We start from the raw sequence: 16,303 nt of genomic DNA on the forward strand, positions 1-16,303 counted from the left end.
AGAAGTGCAATGTCACTGCAGCAGATAGAAGCCGTCATTTTTGATATGGATGGTGTACTGATTGATACCGAGCCAGCCTGGCAGCAGGCTGAAGTTGATCTGTTACCCGAATACGGCATTCCCATCACCTATGAAGATACCTTCAAAACCACCGGGCTGAGAATCGATCAGGTGATTGATTACTGGTATCAGCGATACCCCTGGCCTGATTATGACAATGCCGAGGTTTCCCGGACACTGGTGCAGGCAGTGATTGCCTTTATTCATCGCGACGGTAAACCAATGACAGGCGTAACGGGGGCACTGGAATACTGCCAACAGCAGGGTTACAGCATAGGGCTGGCGACATCATCGCCCATGAAACTGGTTGATGCCGTACTCGACCGACTTAATATTCGTCATTACTTCCAGGCGATTGCATCGGCTAAAAATCTGCAATACGGAAAACCCCATCCAGAGGTTTATCTGAATTGTGCTAAAAGTTTGAATATTCACCCGGTGAAGTGTCTTGCCATCGAAGATTCCTTTAACGGGGTGATTGCAGCCAGAGCTGCCAATATGCAAACGGTGGTTATTCCGCCACCGGAGCAACAGCAGCAGGCAAGATGGGTTGTAGCCCATTATCAGCTGGCTGATTTATCAATGTTGGCAAACATGTTTACCGGGTAAAGCTGTGTCTGCTTTCACGCTGTATCTGAGAGGTGGATTATCCTGCCTGGTAGCTGCATCGTTCTGTGGCTATCAGTTTATGCTGCAGGGGGCACCAGCGGTAATGGTGCCCGAGCTGGTGCAGGATCTGGATCTTAACCTGGCAGATGTCGGTTGGCTGAGCAGCAGCTTTCTTTATGTTTATCTGCTGCTGCAGCTACCGGGCGGTTATCTGGCCGACAGGTTGAGCTCCAAAGGGTTGCTGATTTTCAGTAGCCTGCTGATTGCTATCGCCTGCTATGGATTCAGTCATGCCAGTACAATGACTGAAGCCTGTCTGACCCGCGGTATGATGGGCATAGCCACTGCTCCCGGTATTATCATTTGCCTGAACCTGATTCATCGCTGGTTTCCGGCTCGCTGGTTCTTTGCCATTAACGGGCTGGCAGAAACTGTGATTATGGCCGGCGGAGCGCTCGGGCCTCTGGTTATTCCCCGCCTGATGGCTGCTTTTGACTGGCGACAGACCATGATGTGGCTTGCGGCGTTTGGTATTTTGCTTGCCGTGGCCAGCCTGCTGCTGGTTCGCAGCTTTCCACCCCGGGAACATTTATCTGATGATATTGGCATAATCGACCAGACTAAAAACCGGCGACCATTTTCTGCTATTGAATACGGGTTGTACTGTGTTTATGGCTTTGGTGCATTTGCCATGGTGTGCTGCTTTGGCGGGCTCTGGGGCGTACCTTTTCTAGCTCTACAGTTCCCGGATCAGGATATAGCCGTAGCCTCGACCGTTGCGCTGATTTTTATCGGACTGGGATGTGGTGTTCCAGTGTTGGGAGCACTTTCGTCCTGGCTTAATGCGCCTCGGCGGCTGATGGTCGGGTCTGTGTTAGCCAGTTTGCTTTTCACCTGCCTGTTGCTGTTTTGCAACAGATCTCTGCAATCGGCAGCGGTGTTATGTTTTCTTGCCGGTTTCTTTTCCGGTGGTTATATGCTGGTGTTTGGTATGGTCAGAATCATTGGTCTTCCGGCGTATACAGGACTGGTACTGGCCGGTGCTAATGGCTGTATGCTAATGCCGGGCCCGGCTTTGCAACCTGCGATTGGCTGGATTCTCGACAGCAGGGTTGAGACCACTTTGCGACAACCTGAAGTGCTGGATTTTCAGTTGGCCTTTCTGCCAATGCTATCTGCCCAGTTACTGGCACTGCTTGCGATACTGGTTTTGAGTTATGGGTATTTACGCGAACAGCGTAATAAAACAAGAGTATCTATTTCGATTGCCAGATGAAATCCTGACCTGTCATTTTTTGGACATATAAAGGAATAATAATCAGTAGGTTTTGAGTGTTAAAAGCTGATTATGAAAGACAGGGTTAAGATAAAAAAATCATGGGATGTTTTGCGGCATTTTTTCCTGCTTGGCTGTACCAGTTTTGGAGGGCCAGCAGCACACATTGGTTACTTCCAAAAGACCTTCGTTGAAAGGTTGCAGTGGGTCGATATGCCGGCTTATGGTCGGCTGGTGGCTTTAAGCCAGTTTTTACCAGGACCGGGTTCCAGTCAGGTAGGTTTTGCGCTGGGATTACAGCGTGCTGGCCTGTTAGGTGGCTTGGCAGCCTTTGTGGGCTTTACCTTGCCGTCGTTTATCTTGCTGTATTGTCTGGCTGTTTTTTCTGCATCTTTCTCCGACAATGTCGTCTTTAATGGCGTGACACAGGGTCTGAAACTGCTGGCTGTGGTGGTGGTCGCGGATGCTGTGCTGAGCATGTCCCGAAGCTTCTGCAAGGAATGGAGTTCACGGTTGATTGCTGTTGCTACTGCCTCTGTATTACTGTTTGCTCCGGGACTATGGACTCAAATGCTGGTGTTACTGGTAGCGGCGATTGCTGGCTGCTTTTGTGGCCATCCTGCTCAAGGTACCCTTCAAAAGAGCCATCGTCCATACGTGAGCTGGCTGCCTTTAATCATATTTATGTTGCTGTTTGTCGGGTTACCGTTCTTTGCAAATCAGTCAGAGGTTGCAAGTTTATTCTCGGCTTTTTATCAGTCAGGCAGTCTGGTGTTTGGTGGCGGTCATGTTGTGCTGCCACTGCTGCAACAGATGCTGGACGGTAATATCAGTCCGGACCGTTTTCTGACCGGATATGCTGCTGCACAGGCGGTTCCCGGGCCGATGTTTTCTCTGGCAGCATTTCTTGGTGCCGAGCTCACGCCTGAAACAGCCCTGACCGGCGCCCTGATTGCTACTGCAGGCATCTTTCTACCGGGTTTTCTGCTTGTTCTTGGCTTCCAGCAAGCCTGGCAGGGACTGGCAGCCAATCCGTGTATTGCTGGAGCCGTATGGGGTGTGAATGCGGCCGTTGTGGGTCTGTTGCTGGCTGCGCTCTATCAACCGGTGTTTACCAGTGCGGTATCTGGCTGGATCGATGTGCTGTTGGTCATAGCCGGTTTCATTGTACTGAACCGACTGAAATGGCCGGTGTTGAGTGTGGTGGCAATCTTTGCTTTGACCGGTGCGGGCAGGGTGCTGTTGTAAATATCTGATCTATGCTCTGTAGCTTTCGGGCAAACAGCCGGATGGGCTAGGGAACATTAAAGTGAGGCATTTTCACCGCTTGGGTCTGGGTATGCTGGTTGTTTTTGTGACCGGATTCCTTTTACCTTTAACTGTATCTGCCAAGGAAAAACCTGACTCCGGAGGAAGTGCCCCTATGCGTTCGATTCTCTGTTTTGGTGACTCCAATACCTGGGGCTATATTCCCGGTACTGCAGGACGTTATCCGTTCGAGCAGCGCTGGCCCGGTATTCTGCAGCAAAAACTGGGGACATCATTCAGGGTGATTGAAGAAGGGCTGAATGGCAGAACCACGGTCTGGGAGGATCCCTTTCAGCCGGGAAGAAAAGGTACTGCTGCACTGCCCATGCTGCTGGAAACCCACAAACCACTGGATCTGGTGGTGATTATGCTGGGAACCAATGATCTCAAGCCTTATCACAACGTATCGGCAGAAGATATTGCCCGTGGTGTCGGGGTGCTTGGAGAGATGGTTCAAACCAGCCAGACCGGACCTGACGGGCATCCGCCTCAACTGCTGATTATTGCACCACCGGTTGTCAGCGAACTGGGGGGAGAGATGAAGGCTTACTTTCCCGGTGCCGTGGAAAAGTCTGCCGAATTTGCAGAATACTATGAGGATACTGCGGAGGAGCTAAAGGCTCACTATCTTGATGCGGCTGAGTTTGCTGCCGCTGATCCGAGTGAAGGTGTGCATCTGAATCAGGAAGCTCATCAAAACCTCGGGCATGCGGTGGCAGATAAAATCAGTGCCATTTTTGCCGGTGAGAAGGTTACAGCTGAATCATCCCAAAATGTTCCGGTCGAAAGAGTTCCAATAGCAAGCGTCAACCATATTGGCATTCGGGTGAAAGACCGTGACCGTTCGGTCGCATTCTACAAACTGCTGGGGTTTTCAGTAGAACGTGACGGGTTTGAAGCCGGGCATCCGGTCGTTATGAAACATGACAGCGGGGTAACTCTGAATCTGTTGGGACCGACAACAGTCGCTGAAGACAAGAATATCCTGATGGATGTAAAGGAAAAATATGCCGGCATCACTCATATGGCGCTTACGGTAAAATCCCTGCCTGTCACCCGAAAGTTTATGGAAGATCACGATATTCTGATCACAGGATCATTCAGCTTTGGCAACATGTCCGCCATCTTTATTCGTGATCCGGATCGCAACGTGATTGAGCTCGATAGTTACGACTAACAGAGCTTTACCGACCAAGCGTCGCAAAACTGACTTCTGATCGTCATGCGACTGTCAGATGGGGAGCCTATAACAGCAGTAGAGACTCCTCACTGGGACAATATGATGATCAGTATGACCGGCTCATGGATTGATGCCATCGCTCTGTTTAATCTTCTGCTGTGTTGGGTTGGCTATACCCAATATGCTGCATGGAAGGGTAAGCGTTCTCCCTGTCTGGCCAGTGTAATGGCACGTTACCGGCAGGAATGGATGCAGCAGATGCTGCAACGGGATAACCGGATTTCCGATGCCAGTCTGGTAAACAGTCTGCGATCCAATGTCAGCTTTTTTGCCTCGACCAGTATTCTGATTATTGCCGGCCTGATTACCGGTGTTGCCGCTTCGGAAAAGGCTGTCAGCGTTCTTTCTACCCTGCCTTTTGTAACAACTCATACCCGAGCCTTGTGGGAACTGAAAGTTCTGGTGATGCTGGTTGTTTTTGTCTATTCCTTTTTTGCTTTCACCTGGAGTTTGCGACTGTATAACTTCAGCTGTGTCTTGATGGGAAGTGCACCACAGGTTCCTGAATCCGGTCAGATTTCAGGGCAGCAAATGCTTTTCTCACAGCGAGCCAGCCAGATTATGACGTTGGCGTCGAAATACTCTAACTATGGGCTACGTTCCTATTACTTTGCACTGGCAACGATGGCCTGGTTTATCAATCCGCTGCTGTTTATTGCCAGTACTGTGCTGGTGGTCGCGATTCTTTATCGCCGGGAGTTTCATTCTGCGGTTCTGAAAACATTGGCGGGGCATAAAGCAGAGCCTAAACCGGTGTTGCCAAACAAATCAGCATTGTCTGTTATTTCAGGAAGGCCCATGATGGTGAAGTAACCTGAATCGGATGGAATGATCATGGCAAAGCTACTGATTATGGTCGGACTGGCTATTTTGATTGTGGGCTTGCTGCTGCAATTTGCTCCCGGGCTGCTGAAATGGTTTGGGCATTTTCCGGGAGATTTCAGATTTGAAGGTGAGCATACCCGTATCTATATTCCGCTCACCTCGATGATTGTTATCAGTCTGGTTTTGACCCTGATTGTTAACTTATGGCGATAACAATACTGGGCTTCAACCTGATTTCAGGCCACCCTGTTTCCCAGAGAGAAAAGCACCACGGTCAGAATCGAACAGCCAAATGCCAGCCAGTGATAGAGGTTGAAATTCTCCCGGAACAGAACCACACCTACCAGGATGGAAGTGGTAATAATTGACAATACGGCATAGAGAATATAATTCGACGCGCCGTAGTGAGTATAAAGCAGGTTAAATCCCAGATAGGTGAGAAACAGTCCCGCGCCACTTAGTACCGCCCACCACCCATTCTGTCGCAGTTCCCGGTCGTAGTGTGTCGGCCCCAGTAACGGGGCGGCAAGGCTGGTCAGAGTGACACAGACCAGCGCAGCCAGCACAATAAAACTGAATGCATTTTCCTGAATCAGGGCTTTTTTCTGCCCGGCGGCAAACATGGCATTTCCCAGTGCTGCAATCATGGCGAAAAGCAGCGGGCCGAGTACATTCATTCAATAACCTCTTTTGATCTCTTGATATAAGTACCCAGACACTTGCTTTTAAATATTTGGGCACTTAACCCTCTCAGGCTGGTATGGCATCCGCCTGATGGATGTTGTTTGCAGCTGCATCCCGCTTTTCAAGCAGTGGAATAGCTCCGATCAGTTTTCGGGTGTAGGCCTGCTGCGGCCGGGTGAATATCTGGCGGACGCTGCCCTGTTCAATCAGCTGGCCCTGTTTCATCACGCATACATGATCACACAGGTTTGCCACTACGCTCAGATCATGGGAAATAAACAGAATAGTTATTCCCAGTTCCTTTTTCAGTTGTTTCAGCAGCGCCAGAATTTCGGCCTGAATAGAGACATCCAGAGCGGCAACAGCTTCATCTGCGACAATAAACTGCGGGTTGCAAACCAGTGCCCGGGCAATACTGATGCGTTGTCTCTGGCCACCGGAAAAGGCATGGGGAAAGCGTCGAAGATGACTGATCTCAATATGGCAGCGTCTGGCAATATCAATCACCCGCTGGTCGGTTTCTTCCCGGGATGAGGTCAGCTTCATTGCTTCCAGCGGCTCAGCAATAATATCACGCACGGTCATGCGTGGATTCAAAGACGCGTAAGGATCCTGAAAAACCAGCTGGGCAATTTTAGCCAGCGCCTTGCGCTTTATCTGTTTTGGATGGTTGAAACTGATCGGATTATCACCATGAAAGTTAACCCTGCCACTGCTGATGGGAGCCGCTCCCAGCAGTGATTTACCCAACGAGGTTTTACCGGAACCGCTTTCACCGACCAGGCCGATGATTTGTCCCTTCGGAAGCTTGAGTGACAGCTCGCTGACCGCGGTAAAATATTCAGTACGCTTCATCCCGCTACCTGCCAGCGGATAACGAATAGCCAGCTTATCAATACTGACCAGTGGTTCCGGCTTTTCGACCGGCTCCGGTGGCAGCTGATCAATATGAGGCAGGGCATCCAGTAGTTTTTGAGTGTATGGGTGGCGGGGATGGAACAGCACCTGCTCTGCTACACCGGTTTCCACAGCCTGCCCCTTTTGCATAACAGTGACATTGTCGGCTATTTTGGAAATGACTCCGAGATCGTGGGTAATAAACAGCATTGCCATGCCCAACTGTTCCCGCAGTTCCAGCATTAAATCCAGAACCTGAGCCTGAATGGTGACATCCAGTGCAGTGGTGGGTTCGTCAGCAATCAACAGTTTGGGATTGGTCGATAATGCCATCGCGATCATGGCCCGCTGACGCATCCCGCCTGAAAGCTCAAACACATACTGATCAAAGCGTTTTGCGGCAAAGGGAATCCCGACGCGCTCAAACAGTTCTATCCCTTTTCGCCGTGCCTGTTCACGCTCAAGCCCAAGATGAATCTGCATCGTTTCTACAATCTGGTCACCAATGCGAATCGCCGGCGCAAAGCTGGCCATGGGTTCCTGAAAAATCATCGAAACCCGACCACCACGCACCAGATTGAGGTCGCGGTTGCGAAGCTGTAAAACGTCCAGCGTCTGATTCTGATGCTGTAATTCAATCTGGCTCTCGGCATCAATGACTGCATGCCCTGGTGTCAGCCGCATAATAGATTTTGCAGTCACTGACTTGCCGGAACCGCTTTCACCCACCAGTCCCATAATCTCCCCGGGACGAATACTCAGGTTGATCTTATCAACGGCACGCACCAGACCTTCATCGGTATGAAAATTAATCCCGAGATTATGGATATCCAGTAAGCGGCTGTTATTGCCTGCATTGGCTACCGTTATCATTTGTTTTGCTCCGAGTAGGGATCTGCAGCATCGCGCAGGGCATCGCCGACAAAGACAAAGGCCATAATCAGGGCGACAAAAACCACGACCGGGAAAAACTGCCACACCATATTCTGCTGAATATCCGGATCCTGGGCTTTTTGCAGCAGAACACCGAGGCTGTTAACCGGCTCGGTCAGCCCCAGTCCGAGAAAACTGAGGCTGGTCTCTGCCAGAATGACATAGGGGAAATTAATCAGGGTATCGACGATGATATAGCTCGAAAAACTGGGTACCAGATGGCGCCAGATAATACGTCCGGTACTGGCTCCACTGAGCTGTGCTGCCAGCACGTAGTCCTGGTTACGTTCGGTCAGAATATGTGTTCTCAGACGTCTGCCCAGTGCAGCAAAATCCAGCGCACCAATCACAACGGCGATAGCGAAATAACGCTGGGTTGGTGTCAGTTCAAGCCCGGCCAGCATTACGGCGCAGGCCAGGTAAACCGGAATGGATGGAATAACCCGAACGGCTTCGGTGAAACTCATCAGTATTGCATCCACCCGGCCACCAAAATAACCGCTGACACCACCAACCAGCAGCGATACCAGCAGTTTTACAATCAATGCCACTACAGCAATGCTGATGGTGACCCAGATCGCATGCAGGGTGCGGCTGAAGACATCCTTGCCATCTTCATCGGTACCCATCAGGTGAATCTGTCCGTTCTCAACGCCGAACAGATGAAGATTCCAGCGAATATCGATATCAAGGCTTTCGATCGACAGCACACTGTATTCCCAGCCTTCAACAAAAAACTGGATGTAACGGCGCTGATTGCGATCTATTTCGTAACGGTTCTGCTCGGATGCATCCAGCGCCCCACTGGAAGTCAGAGCGTCCAGGGCATCCAGACTGCCTCCTGCTGCCAGTGACGAAAGGTCAAAGCCGGAGTCAGGTTTACTGTAGGTATAAGTGAAAGGACGCCAGGAAAAGCCGTTCTCATCCTTGAATTTAATGATCTGGGGTGCACCGCGTTGATAGCTGGTATCAGCACCGCGAATTGAAGGATCGGATGGTGAAAAGAAGGGTGCAAACAGTCCCAGCAATACCAGCGTACCCAGTATCCATCCGGCAATCACGCCGCTGGTTTTGCGGGCAAAACGGCTGCGAATCAGGGCAAACTGACCGGCGGTATAATAGGATTCCTGCGACGTTTGTTGTTTGCCCCGAAAGCGTGCGATCAGACTTGTCATCTCAGTGGCCTCCTGCACCCAGTACACTGTTACGCACGCGGGGGTCGACTGCGGCAAGAATAGTGTCAGTCAAAAAGTTCATGCTGATAACGACCAGCGCAACCAGAAACAAAATCCCGGCTGCCAGCTCCTGGTCGTTGGTCATGGCCAGTGCTTCTATCAACAGAGCTGCAGCGTCTGTCAGACCGATGACCAGGGCGACAATCGGCAAATCATTAAAAACACGCTGAAAGTCAAAACCGATACTGTTAAACAGTGGACTAATAGAATGCCGCACCGGATAGCGAATCCACAGTGCCGTGCCTGATACACCACGCGCCCGGGCTGCCTCGACATAAAGCTTGCTGGATTCATCAACCACCAGTGCCCGAACAGTTTGCAGCTGCAATGCAGTAGCGGCCCAGCCAATCACAAAAATCGGCAGCCAGATATGACCCATGAAATCGACCAGTTTGCCGGTTTGAAAGCCCTGATCGTTAAACCAGGGTTCATTATTCCACTGATCAGAAAACAGTCCGGTGGGTGCCGACTCTCCGGCAAAGACATAAAACAGGATAATGGTCAGGGCGAGCAGAAAGTTGGGTAGCGCCAGTCCGAGGTAACTGATCATTCGCAACAGCAGGTCAAGCAGCTTGTTGGCGGCCAGACCCAGCGAGTTGATACTGCGCTTTACGGTTGAATGGCGTGGATTACGGTCTTTCCACGGCTGGTTCAGGGCATAGGCAGAGAGAATGCCAAAAGGAACAGCGATCAGATAGGCGAAAGCCAGCCCTGCCACACAGAACCAGAAACTCATCCAGAACCGGTCACCCAGAGCCAGATTAACTGACTGTCGTTTGGCACAGGAGTATCCCAGATCGCCGTTCAGGGTCAGATCTGTCACCCAGTTCAGCCAGCGCACCGGCATCGGCTTATCGAGCCCCAGTCGAGCCCGTTCAGCATCAATATCAGCCTGGGTGATGGTTTCGCCCTGGGTGTTCTTATAGGCAATAATCTTTTCTGCACAGTCACCGGGCAGGACTTCCATCAATGAAAATACAATGCCGCTGACTAACAGCAGGGTGATCAGGGCGAGCATATAGCGGTTTAAAACATAATGAAAATACTGGCTGCGGCGTGCCTGCCAGAACAGGGTTACTCTGATACCGACCAGGATCCACAGCAGCCAGGTATCAGCCAGAAATGAAATCAACGACTCAAGCAACATACGTCAGCCAGTTTTAGCGTAATCAATTGATAAAAGGGAAAGGCTCAGCCTTTCCCTCTTGGTTCAGTGTCGTGTGTTAGTTACTGGCCAGGTTCTTGTCGTCCTGTTGCAGGAACCACTGACTTGGCAGGTAGGGATAGACCCGGTAGTACTCGTAAGATGAAGTTTTCGGGGTTTCGAAGTTAGCCAGCTTGTTGCTGCGATAAACCGGAGATACCGCCTTAACCGTACCGATCATAAACAGGTCATCGACAACGCGTCTGGCAATCTGCTGACCAATCCGGTTGGACTCTTCAGTACCGGGTTGCAGCTGGACAAAGCGGCTGGCGAGCTCATCCATGGCATTAACCGTGGCGGGAGGACGAATACCTTCTGCACCGTTGCTGTCACGATATTGAGCCCACAGCATACCGGTACGGAGCCCGAAGAAACTGTCGTAAGGTGGCAGCAGGGTTTCGGTATTGCTGGCAATTGAAGCCAGAGGACGACCCACGGTCCAGTTCAGGACTTCCAGTTCGTTGGCTGACTGGGCATTGCGATACTCGTCACTGGTCACTTCCTTGAGGGTGGTTTTGACCCCGATATCGGTCCAGTTAGTAGCAACAATTTCAGCCAGCTCGGTCGGAATGCCCTGGGTGGTGTAGTGAATGGTCAGGCTGAGCTCACGACCGGAAGGCAGTTCTCTGACACCATTACCATTGGTGTCCTTGATACCGGCACGGTCGAGCAGTCGCTGTGCCAGTCTGACATCATAGCGGGTGTTGGCCTGTTTCAATTCACCGGAGATAAATGGCGTGGTATCGCCGTCAAAGGCGGTGTACTGGGTGGGCTTGCCCAGTTTAAAGTAGGCGACTTCGTTAATACGATTCCGGTCAATGGCAACCGACATGGCCTGACGGAATTCATAGCGATTAAACAGTTCCCGCTTTTCCTGATCCTTTGCGGTCATATTGAAAGCAAAGGTTGCCATGCTGATCGTCGGTCTCAGAGAAACTTTATAATTGCCTGCCCTGCGGTTTTCCAGCAGTACGGGAGCTGAGGGCAGGTTGATAGCCTGTGACTTGTAGTCAACGTCGCCGGAAATCAGGCGTGCGGTCTGAATATCTTCATCACCGATAAAGACTTCGCTGATTTCATTAATATAAGGCAGCTGATTACCAGCGGTATCCACCTGGAAGAAGTACGGGTTGGCAACCAGACGGCGGCCTTCCAGTGTGTCTTCAATCACAATATGGGATTCCAGCGTCGGAGCGATAGCGGTGAAACCGGCCTTAACCAGACGATCGGAAGCGGCCTTGTCTTTCAGCAGCGGTGTCGGCACATCCTTCCAGTCAGACTGGCCGTAATAGAAATTGACGGCGGCATAGCCATTTTCAAAGCCCAGTGATTTGGCCAGATTGTCTGCTTCCGGATTCAGTGCCGGATGGAACTTGCCAATCAAATGCATCGGCTGGAAGGGCTGGGCATAATCCTGGGCAAACATGGCAACCAGAGCCGGCTTCGGAGCATTCAGGCTGAAACGGACGGTGGTGTCATCCAGAACTTCAACTTTCATCGGCTTGCCGTCAGACAGAAAACGCTCCTTGGGTTTTTCAATAACGTTTTCATCCATCACCAGATGGTTGTACCAGAAGGCAATATCTTCTGCGGTGAAAGGATGTCCGTCTGACCATTTGTGACCCTTACGCAGGTTCATGGTCAGCTCGGTAAAGTCTTTGTTCCACTGCCAGGATTTGGCCACATTGGGCACAACCGTAGCCAGGTCATCACTGAAACGGGTCAGGTTGACGTGGCGAACAGACAGAAGGTCTGAAGTACCGGACTCGGTTGCCTTGGAAATGCCGTCCAGTACACCGCCGTACTGACCTACACGCTGGTATGGAGCAATGATTAATGGCTCTTCCGGCAGCCGCTGTGCCAGTGGTTTGAGTTCAGGGTTGCCGCCAATGCGCTGATTCAGAGCGGCGATCGCCGGATTTTCTGCAAACCCGAGCTGGCAATCGTATTTTTGTTCATATTCAGATTTTTCAAACAGGTGAGGATATTTCCCTCCAGCCTGCGGGCCGGCAGCAGCCGGACATGAGGCCGCCATGCTCTGGTTTGAAATCACCGCAGCCAGTAAAGAGATTGCACCTGCGCCAAGCAGCTTTGACATGATGTAGTTTCCTTTGAATTATCGTTATTGTTTTAAGCGATGCTTTTAAAGGGTTGTTTCAGGGCGTTTTCAGATGTTTATTGCAGCAAGCCTTCAGTTACCGACTTGCCGTGATTCGGGATTTTCAGCAGTTCGCATGCCACACCACAGATCTCTGTTTGTTCGGGAATACACTGCTGCAAATGAGAGAACCGGCTGCCAATAGCAAACAGGGGAATTTCCCGTTCTTCCGGCAGGATGCCGCCATGGCTGCGATCACTGTTCATGCCATGATCGGCGGTAATCAGAATCTGATAGCCGGCGTCTATCCAGCGGGGCAAGTGGTTGGAAAGTGCCACATCCGTGTGGCGAACCCGGTTGCGGTAGTGGGCGCTGTCACCACCTTCCCGGTGTCCGGCATCATCGATATTCATCGGATGGATCAGCAGGAAATCGGGATCGTGCCGTTGCAGCAGCATTTCAGCATCCAGTAACAGGTGATCGTCCGGATAATGGTCTGCATGGTAAAAGCAGCCATACTGAATCAGATATTCAGCGTTGCTGGTATGACGATCCCGAATCGGGTCATAAGGTGCCCGGTTATAGAGTTCGCTGACCCAGTGATAAGCTGCAGCGGCTGTTGTAAGCCCTGCCTGCTGTGCAAGGCTGAAAATACTTTGCTGACTGGAGTTGCGGGTAATCTGGTTATGAACAATACCGCTTGTAGCTGGAGTAACACCGGTCAGAATGGTTTCGTAAAGCGGGCGGGAGAGTGAGGGTAATTCACATTCCAGTTTGTATAAGGTTGCGCTTCCCTGCGCACACAGTGCCTGGAGAAACCCCATGCACTTCTCTGCGGTCTCAAACCTGAGACCATCGAGTACCACCAGAATAACTTTATTGGTCTTGTCTGCCATGGTGACCTGCTCAACCCTGACGCTGTTATCTGTTATGAGTTGCAGTCAAGGTTAGGCAGGTAGTGTGAACAAAATAAGTCGGCCTGAAGACAGATTTATGACAGTGTCTTCAGGGGCGCTCGCCTGCTTTCATTCGGGCTTCAATGGCTTCAATAACTGCCGGCAGTTCGGCAACGGAGTCAATGACGTAGTGGGCACCAGCCTGTTGTAACCGGGTATAGGCTTGCTGTCGTTTTGTATTCTGCTCGGTGGCGGACAGGGCATTCCACGCAGCCGGTTCCATTCCGACTTCATTTCCGGATACTGCAACACCAACAGTCCAGAGTCCGGCATTAAGTCCCTCTTCAATGCCTGGTATGGTGTCGTCAACCTTGATGCAGCCCTGCAGGTTTGCAACTTCCAGCTGCAGCAGGTTTTGCAGTGCCATATGGGGCCAGGGGCGACCGCGGGGTACATCTGTGGCAGCCACAACGCTTGCAGGACTGAAGCCCTGATCGGCCGCACTGGCAATCAGGTTTTCAATCATGGCCTGACTGTAACCGGTATTGCTGCCGACTTTGATGTCGCGCTGCTGAAGATAATCAAATGTTTCACGGGTGCCGGGAATCAGGGCAGTGCGCTGATTAATCGCTTCGACCTGAATTGGAATAAATTCCTGATACAGCCGGTCTATATCAGCCTCGCTGGCCTCACTGCCATAAACTTCGATCCAAGCCTTGCGGATACGGGGCATGGCCAGCAACTGACAGATATGCTCCCGCTTTTCAGTGCCCATTGGTACTCGGGCTTCAGCCTGGGTAATAGCCACCTTGTTGCGTTCAAACAGCAGGCAGAAAGCATTGATCGGTGCCAGTGAACCATAGTCCACCACAGTGCCGGCCCAGTCGAAAATTACAGCTTGAACCGGACCGATATAATGGCGTGTGTAGGTATACGTCATTGTTGTTCTCTCGTTTTGCATAAATCAGCAGGCTTATGTCAACAGTTATGTCAACAGAGCCTGAGCTTCCAGCTGAATGTTCATCAGTTCCAGAACTTCATCTATCACATCCAGCAACTCATCAATCTGGGTACCAAACAGACGACCAATACAACCGATACGGAAGCTGTCAGCTTCGGTCAGTTTGCCGGGGTAGATAATGAAACCGCGCTCTTTCAGCAGGTTGTAGAAGCGTTTGAATTCAAACCTGGGGTGATCCGGGGACAGGAAGGTGACAATGATGGGAGATAACCAGCGTTCTTCCAGCAGGGTCTGAAATCCTCTGGCCCGCATACCGGAAACCAGCCGGTTACAGTTACTGCTGTAACGTGCCAGCCTGCCGCGACTGCCGCCTTCGGCTTCATGTTCATGCAGTGCGGCAAGAAATGCAGCGACGATATGGGTTGGCGGGGTATAGCGCCACTGTCCGGTACGTTCCATATATTGCCACTGGTCATACAGATCCATGCTGAGGGAATGAGCATTACCCCCGGCCTGAGCCAGAACCTCTTGCCGGATCAGGGCATAACCAAAACCGGGAACGCCTTCAAAACATTTGTTGGCTGAGGATACCAGTGCGTCAAACTTCAGTTTTTGCGCATCAATCGGTAAAGCGCCGAAGGCACTCATGGAATCAATAATCAGACTGCGCCCGGCCTGATCTACAACCCGGGCAATATCTTCCACCGGATTAAGAATGCCCGAGCTGGTTTCGCAGTGAACCACTGCAACATGGGTAATATCGGGATCGTCTTGTAGAAAGGATTTCACCTCATGGGGCAGGGGGGGCAGGTAATCACCCTTGTCGAGGGTTACATAATTGCGTCCTAGATAATCGCAGATTTTTCCCATCCGCTGGCCATAGGCGCCATTCATTAAAATCAGCACCTTGCCATCCGCAGGAATAACGGTTGCCAGAGTAGCTTCTACTGCAAACGTGCCGCTGCCCTGTATCGGCACACATTCATGGCTGCTGGTGGCGTTGGCTTCAGCCAGCAGACGCTGGCGTACTTCGGTGGTGATGGCATTGAAGTCGCTGTCCCATGAACCCCAGTCATGCAGCATGGCCTGCTTGGTTTCCATGGACGTAGTGATCGGTCCGGGTGTTAGCAGGTAAGGATCACGTTTCATGAGATTTCCCCGGGTCTGCGTTGCAGCGCAGTTGTGATTGTTGGTATCAGGTTTAGAGCAGTTTACCGGGAGAAGCGAGGAGATTTGGTTAAGGTTTGGTGACAACTGACATTTCACTCAGCGCCTTGCTCAAGTGGCGGTGGGGAGTAGCAATGAGGCTGGGGATGGACAGCTTGATGCATGTAGAGCCAGATACTGGGCCCGAAAACATAGAGTAATGAGTGCATCATGCTACTCACCGTTATGTCTAAAGCCCATTTTTCTACGAACCCGTAATCGCTGTTGGTGAAGAAAACAAATAACAGGTTGCCGAAGCCTTCGAGCCTGGTGCTGGATAGCGTAATAAGATCTTTGGTGAGAGAGCAGTAGATCAGTGCAAGACTATTGGGTGAGTTTTGATCGGTGAGTGCATTTTGTAAGGAGTCCAAAGCGGCTTCCATTTGATTCGGGCAAACTACAATATGCTTGCCGATCTTGTAAATACCCTTCTTGCTTTGCATATAGCGGCAATAATTTTTGATGTTTGCCGCTGTGGTCAGATCAGCCATTAAGCTTGCGACTACATATGGGGCGATGCTAGCTCTTAGCAATCCTTTATATGCTGAATCGTCTAACTCATAGCAAGCGGGTTCATAACTTATATAGACACGGGGCGAGGACGACAAGTCCAGATGTTGTGGCCTGTTTTTATGCCCGGGATGTTCAGATGGAATATCGGGATACTCTGAGTACGATTGCTGTCGTAATAGTGTGGGTGGCTTGGTTGAAGCGTTTGAAAAGGGAGTAGAGTTGCTTCTGTTGTAGGACGGTTTCGCTTCTTCTAACGCACACAGAATACATAAAGAAATGGATTCCGGTGTTTTTCGAGCACACTTCAGACAGGATGCAGAAGAAACCTGAAAAGGCCATATCAATAGCAATATTGGTA

The 16,303-nt window shown here is 51.0% G+C and carries 15 protein-coding genes; 6 read left to right on the top strand and 9 right to left on the bottom strand.

Translation table 11 applies throughout. The annotated features are described in order from the left end of the window. The first annotated feature begins 9 nt into the window (after positions 1-9). The 6 genes from hxpB to ACYZZ0_RS19815 all read left to right on the top strand — a co-directional run bounded on the left by hxpB (position 10) and on the right by ACYZZ0_RS19815 (position 5,531). Entirely contained in the window at positions 10-669 is a 660-nt protein-coding gene (gene hxpB, locus ACYZZ0_RS19790; protein ID WP_461538393.1) for a hexitol phosphatase HxpB, read from the top strand. 4 nt (positions 670-673) lie between these two features. After that, positions 674-1,945, top strand: coding sequence for an MFS transporter (locus tag ACYZZ0_RS19795; protein ID WP_461538394.1), 1,272 nt, complete (start codon positions 674-676; stop codon positions 1,943-1,945). 111 nt (positions 1,946-2,056) lie between these two features. Beyond that, the gene (gene chrA, locus ACYZZ0_RS19800) at positions 2,057-3,193 is read left to right on the top strand and encodes a chromate efflux transporter (RefSeq protein WP_461538395.1); all 1,137 of its coding nucleotides are present in this window, start codon (positions 2,057-2,059) and stop codon (positions 3,191-3,193) included. 61 nt (positions 3,194-3,254) lie between these two features. Beyond that, positions 3,255-4,430, top strand: coding sequence for a GDSL-type esterase/lipase family protein (locus ACYZZ0_RS19805; RefSeq protein ID WP_461538396.1), 1,176 nt, complete (start codon positions 3,255-3,257; stop codon positions 4,428-4,430). Between the two features lie 45 nt (positions 4,431-4,475). Continuing rightward, on the top strand, positions 4,476-5,306 hold the full coding sequence (locus ACYZZ0_RS19810) for a DUF599 domain-containing protein (RefSeq protein ID WP_461538397.1): 831 nt from the start codon (positions 4,476-4,478) through the stop codon (positions 5,304-5,306). Positions 5,307-5,327: 21 nt separating this feature from the next. Next, positions 5,328-5,531: a DUF2905 domain-containing protein gene (locus ACYZZ0_RS19815; RefSeq protein ID WP_461538398.1), complete on the top strand. Its 204-nt coding sequence runs from the start codon at positions 5,328-5,330 to the stop codon at positions 5,529-5,531. A 23-nt stretch (positions 5,532-5,554) separates the two neighbouring features. On the opposite strand, the gene ACYZZ0_RS19820 is transcribed toward ACYZZ0_RS19815, so the two are convergent. From ACYZZ0_RS19820 to ACYZZ0_RS19860, 9 genes are all read right to left on the bottom strand, one after another. Next, positions 5,555-5,995 carry an EamA family transporter gene (locus ACYZZ0_RS19820; protein ID WP_461538399.1) on the bottom strand — a complete coding sequence of 147 codons (441 nt, stop codon included), beginning with the start codon at positions 5,993-5,995 and terminating at the stop codon, positions 5,555-5,557. 73 nt (positions 5,996-6,068) lie between these two features. After that, complete coding sequence (locus ACYZZ0_RS19825; protein WP_461538400.1) at positions 6,069-7,772, bottom strand: dipeptide ABC transporter ATP-binding protein; 1,704 nt, start codon at positions 7,770-7,772, stop codon at positions 6,069-6,071. After that, positions 7,769-9,007: an ABC transporter permease gene (locus tag ACYZZ0_RS19830; RefSeq protein WP_461538401.1), complete on the bottom strand. Its 1,239-nt coding sequence runs from the start codon at positions 9,005-9,007 to the stop codon at positions 7,769-7,771. Before ACYZZ0_RS19830 ends, ACYZZ0_RS19825 begins: the two co-directional genes overlap by 4 nt. A gap of 1 nt (position 9,008) precedes the next feature. Further along, positions 9,009-10,214, bottom strand: coding sequence for an ABC transporter permease (locus ACYZZ0_RS19835; protein WP_461538402.1), 1,206 nt, complete (start codon positions 10,212-10,214; stop codon positions 9,009-9,011). Between the two features lie 76 nt (positions 10,215-10,290). Further along, a complete protein-coding gene (locus tag ACYZZ0_RS19840; protein WP_461538403.1) occupies positions 10,291-12,369 on the bottom strand; it encodes an ABC transporter substrate-binding protein in 2,079 nt (692 codons plus the stop codon). Positions 12,370-12,446: 77 nt separating this feature from the next. After that, entirely contained in the window at positions 12,447-13,265 is an 819-nt protein-coding gene (locus ACYZZ0_RS19845; RefSeq protein WP_461538404.1) for an alkaline phosphatase family protein, read from the bottom strand. Between the two features lie 109 nt (positions 13,266-13,374). Continuing rightward, positions 13,375-14,205 carry a phosphonoacetaldehyde hydrolase gene (gene phnX, locus ACYZZ0_RS19850; RefSeq protein ID WP_461538405.1) on the bottom strand — a complete coding sequence of 277 codons (831 nt, stop codon included), beginning with the start codon at positions 14,203-14,205 and terminating at the stop codon, positions 13,375-13,377. 45 nt (positions 14,206-14,250) lie between these two features. Further along, on the bottom strand, positions 14,251-15,375 hold the full coding sequence (locus tag ACYZZ0_RS19855; protein ID WP_461538406.1) for a 2-aminoethylphosphonate--pyruvate transaminase: 1,125 nt from the start codon (positions 15,373-15,375) through the stop codon (positions 14,251-14,253). A gap of 113 nt (positions 15,376-15,488) precedes the next feature. Then, positions 15,489-15,923: a hypothetical protein gene (locus tag ACYZZ0_RS19860; protein WP_461538407.1), complete on the bottom strand. Its 435-nt coding sequence runs from the start codon at positions 15,921-15,923 to the stop codon at positions 15,489-15,491. Positions 15,924-16,303 lie beyond the last annotated feature (380 nt).

Origin of the sequence: Spongorhabdus nitratireducens, assembly GCA_947387575.1 — a bacterium.
GTDB lineage: Bacteria > Pseudomonadota > Gammaproteobacteria > Pseudomonadales > Endozoicomonadaceae > CANDOC01.

Bases quoted from the DNA above. Each gene is read 5' to 3' on its own strand.
- ACYZZ0_RS19820 (WP_461538399.1), bottom strand. From the start codon at position 5,995: ATGAATGTACTCGGCCCGCTGCTTTTCGCCATGATTGCAGCACTGGGA.
- ACYZZ0_RS19810 (WP_461538397.1), top strand. From the start codon at position 4,476: ATGCGACTGTCAGATGGGGAGCCTATAACAGCAGTAGAGACTCCTCAC.
- ACYZZ0_RS19830 (WP_461538401.1), bottom strand. From the start codon at position 9,007: ATGACAAGTCTGATCGCACGCTTTCGGGGCAAACAACAAACGTCGCAG.
- ACYZZ0_RS19845 (WP_461538404.1), bottom strand. From the start codon at position 13,265: ATGGCAGACAAGACCAATAAAGTTATTCTGGTGGTACTCGATGGTCTC.
- ACYZZ0_RS19815 (WP_461538398.1), top strand. From the start codon at position 5,328: ATGGCAAAGCTACTGATTATGGTCGGACTGGCTATTTTGATTGTGGGC.
- ACYZZ0_RS19825 (WP_461538400.1), bottom strand. From the start codon at position 7,772: ATGATAACGGTAGCCAATGCAGGCAATAACAGCCGCTTACTGGATATC.
- ACYZZ0_RS19840 (WP_461538403.1), bottom strand. From the start codon at position 12,369: ATGTCAAAGCTGCTTGGCGCAGGTGCAATCTCTTTACTGGCTGCGGTG.
- hxpB (WP_461538393.1), top strand. From the start codon at position 10: ATGTCACTGCAGCAGATAGAAGCCGTCATTTTTGATATGGATGGTGTA.
- ACYZZ0_RS19860 (WP_461538407.1), bottom strand. From the start codon at position 15,923: ATGGCTGATCTGACCACAGCGGCAAACATCAAAAATTATTGCCGCTAT.
- ACYZZ0_RS19855 (WP_461538406.1), bottom strand. From the start codon at position 15,375: ATGAAACGTGATCCTTACCTGCTAACACCCGGACCGATCACTACGTCC.
- phnX (WP_461538405.1), bottom strand. From the start codon at position 14,205: ATGACGTATACCTACACACGCCATTATATCGGTCCGGTTCAAGCTGTA.
- ACYZZ0_RS19835 (WP_461538402.1), bottom strand. From the start codon at position 10,214: ATGTTGCTTGAGTCGTTGATTTCATTTCTGGCTGATACCTGGCTGCTG.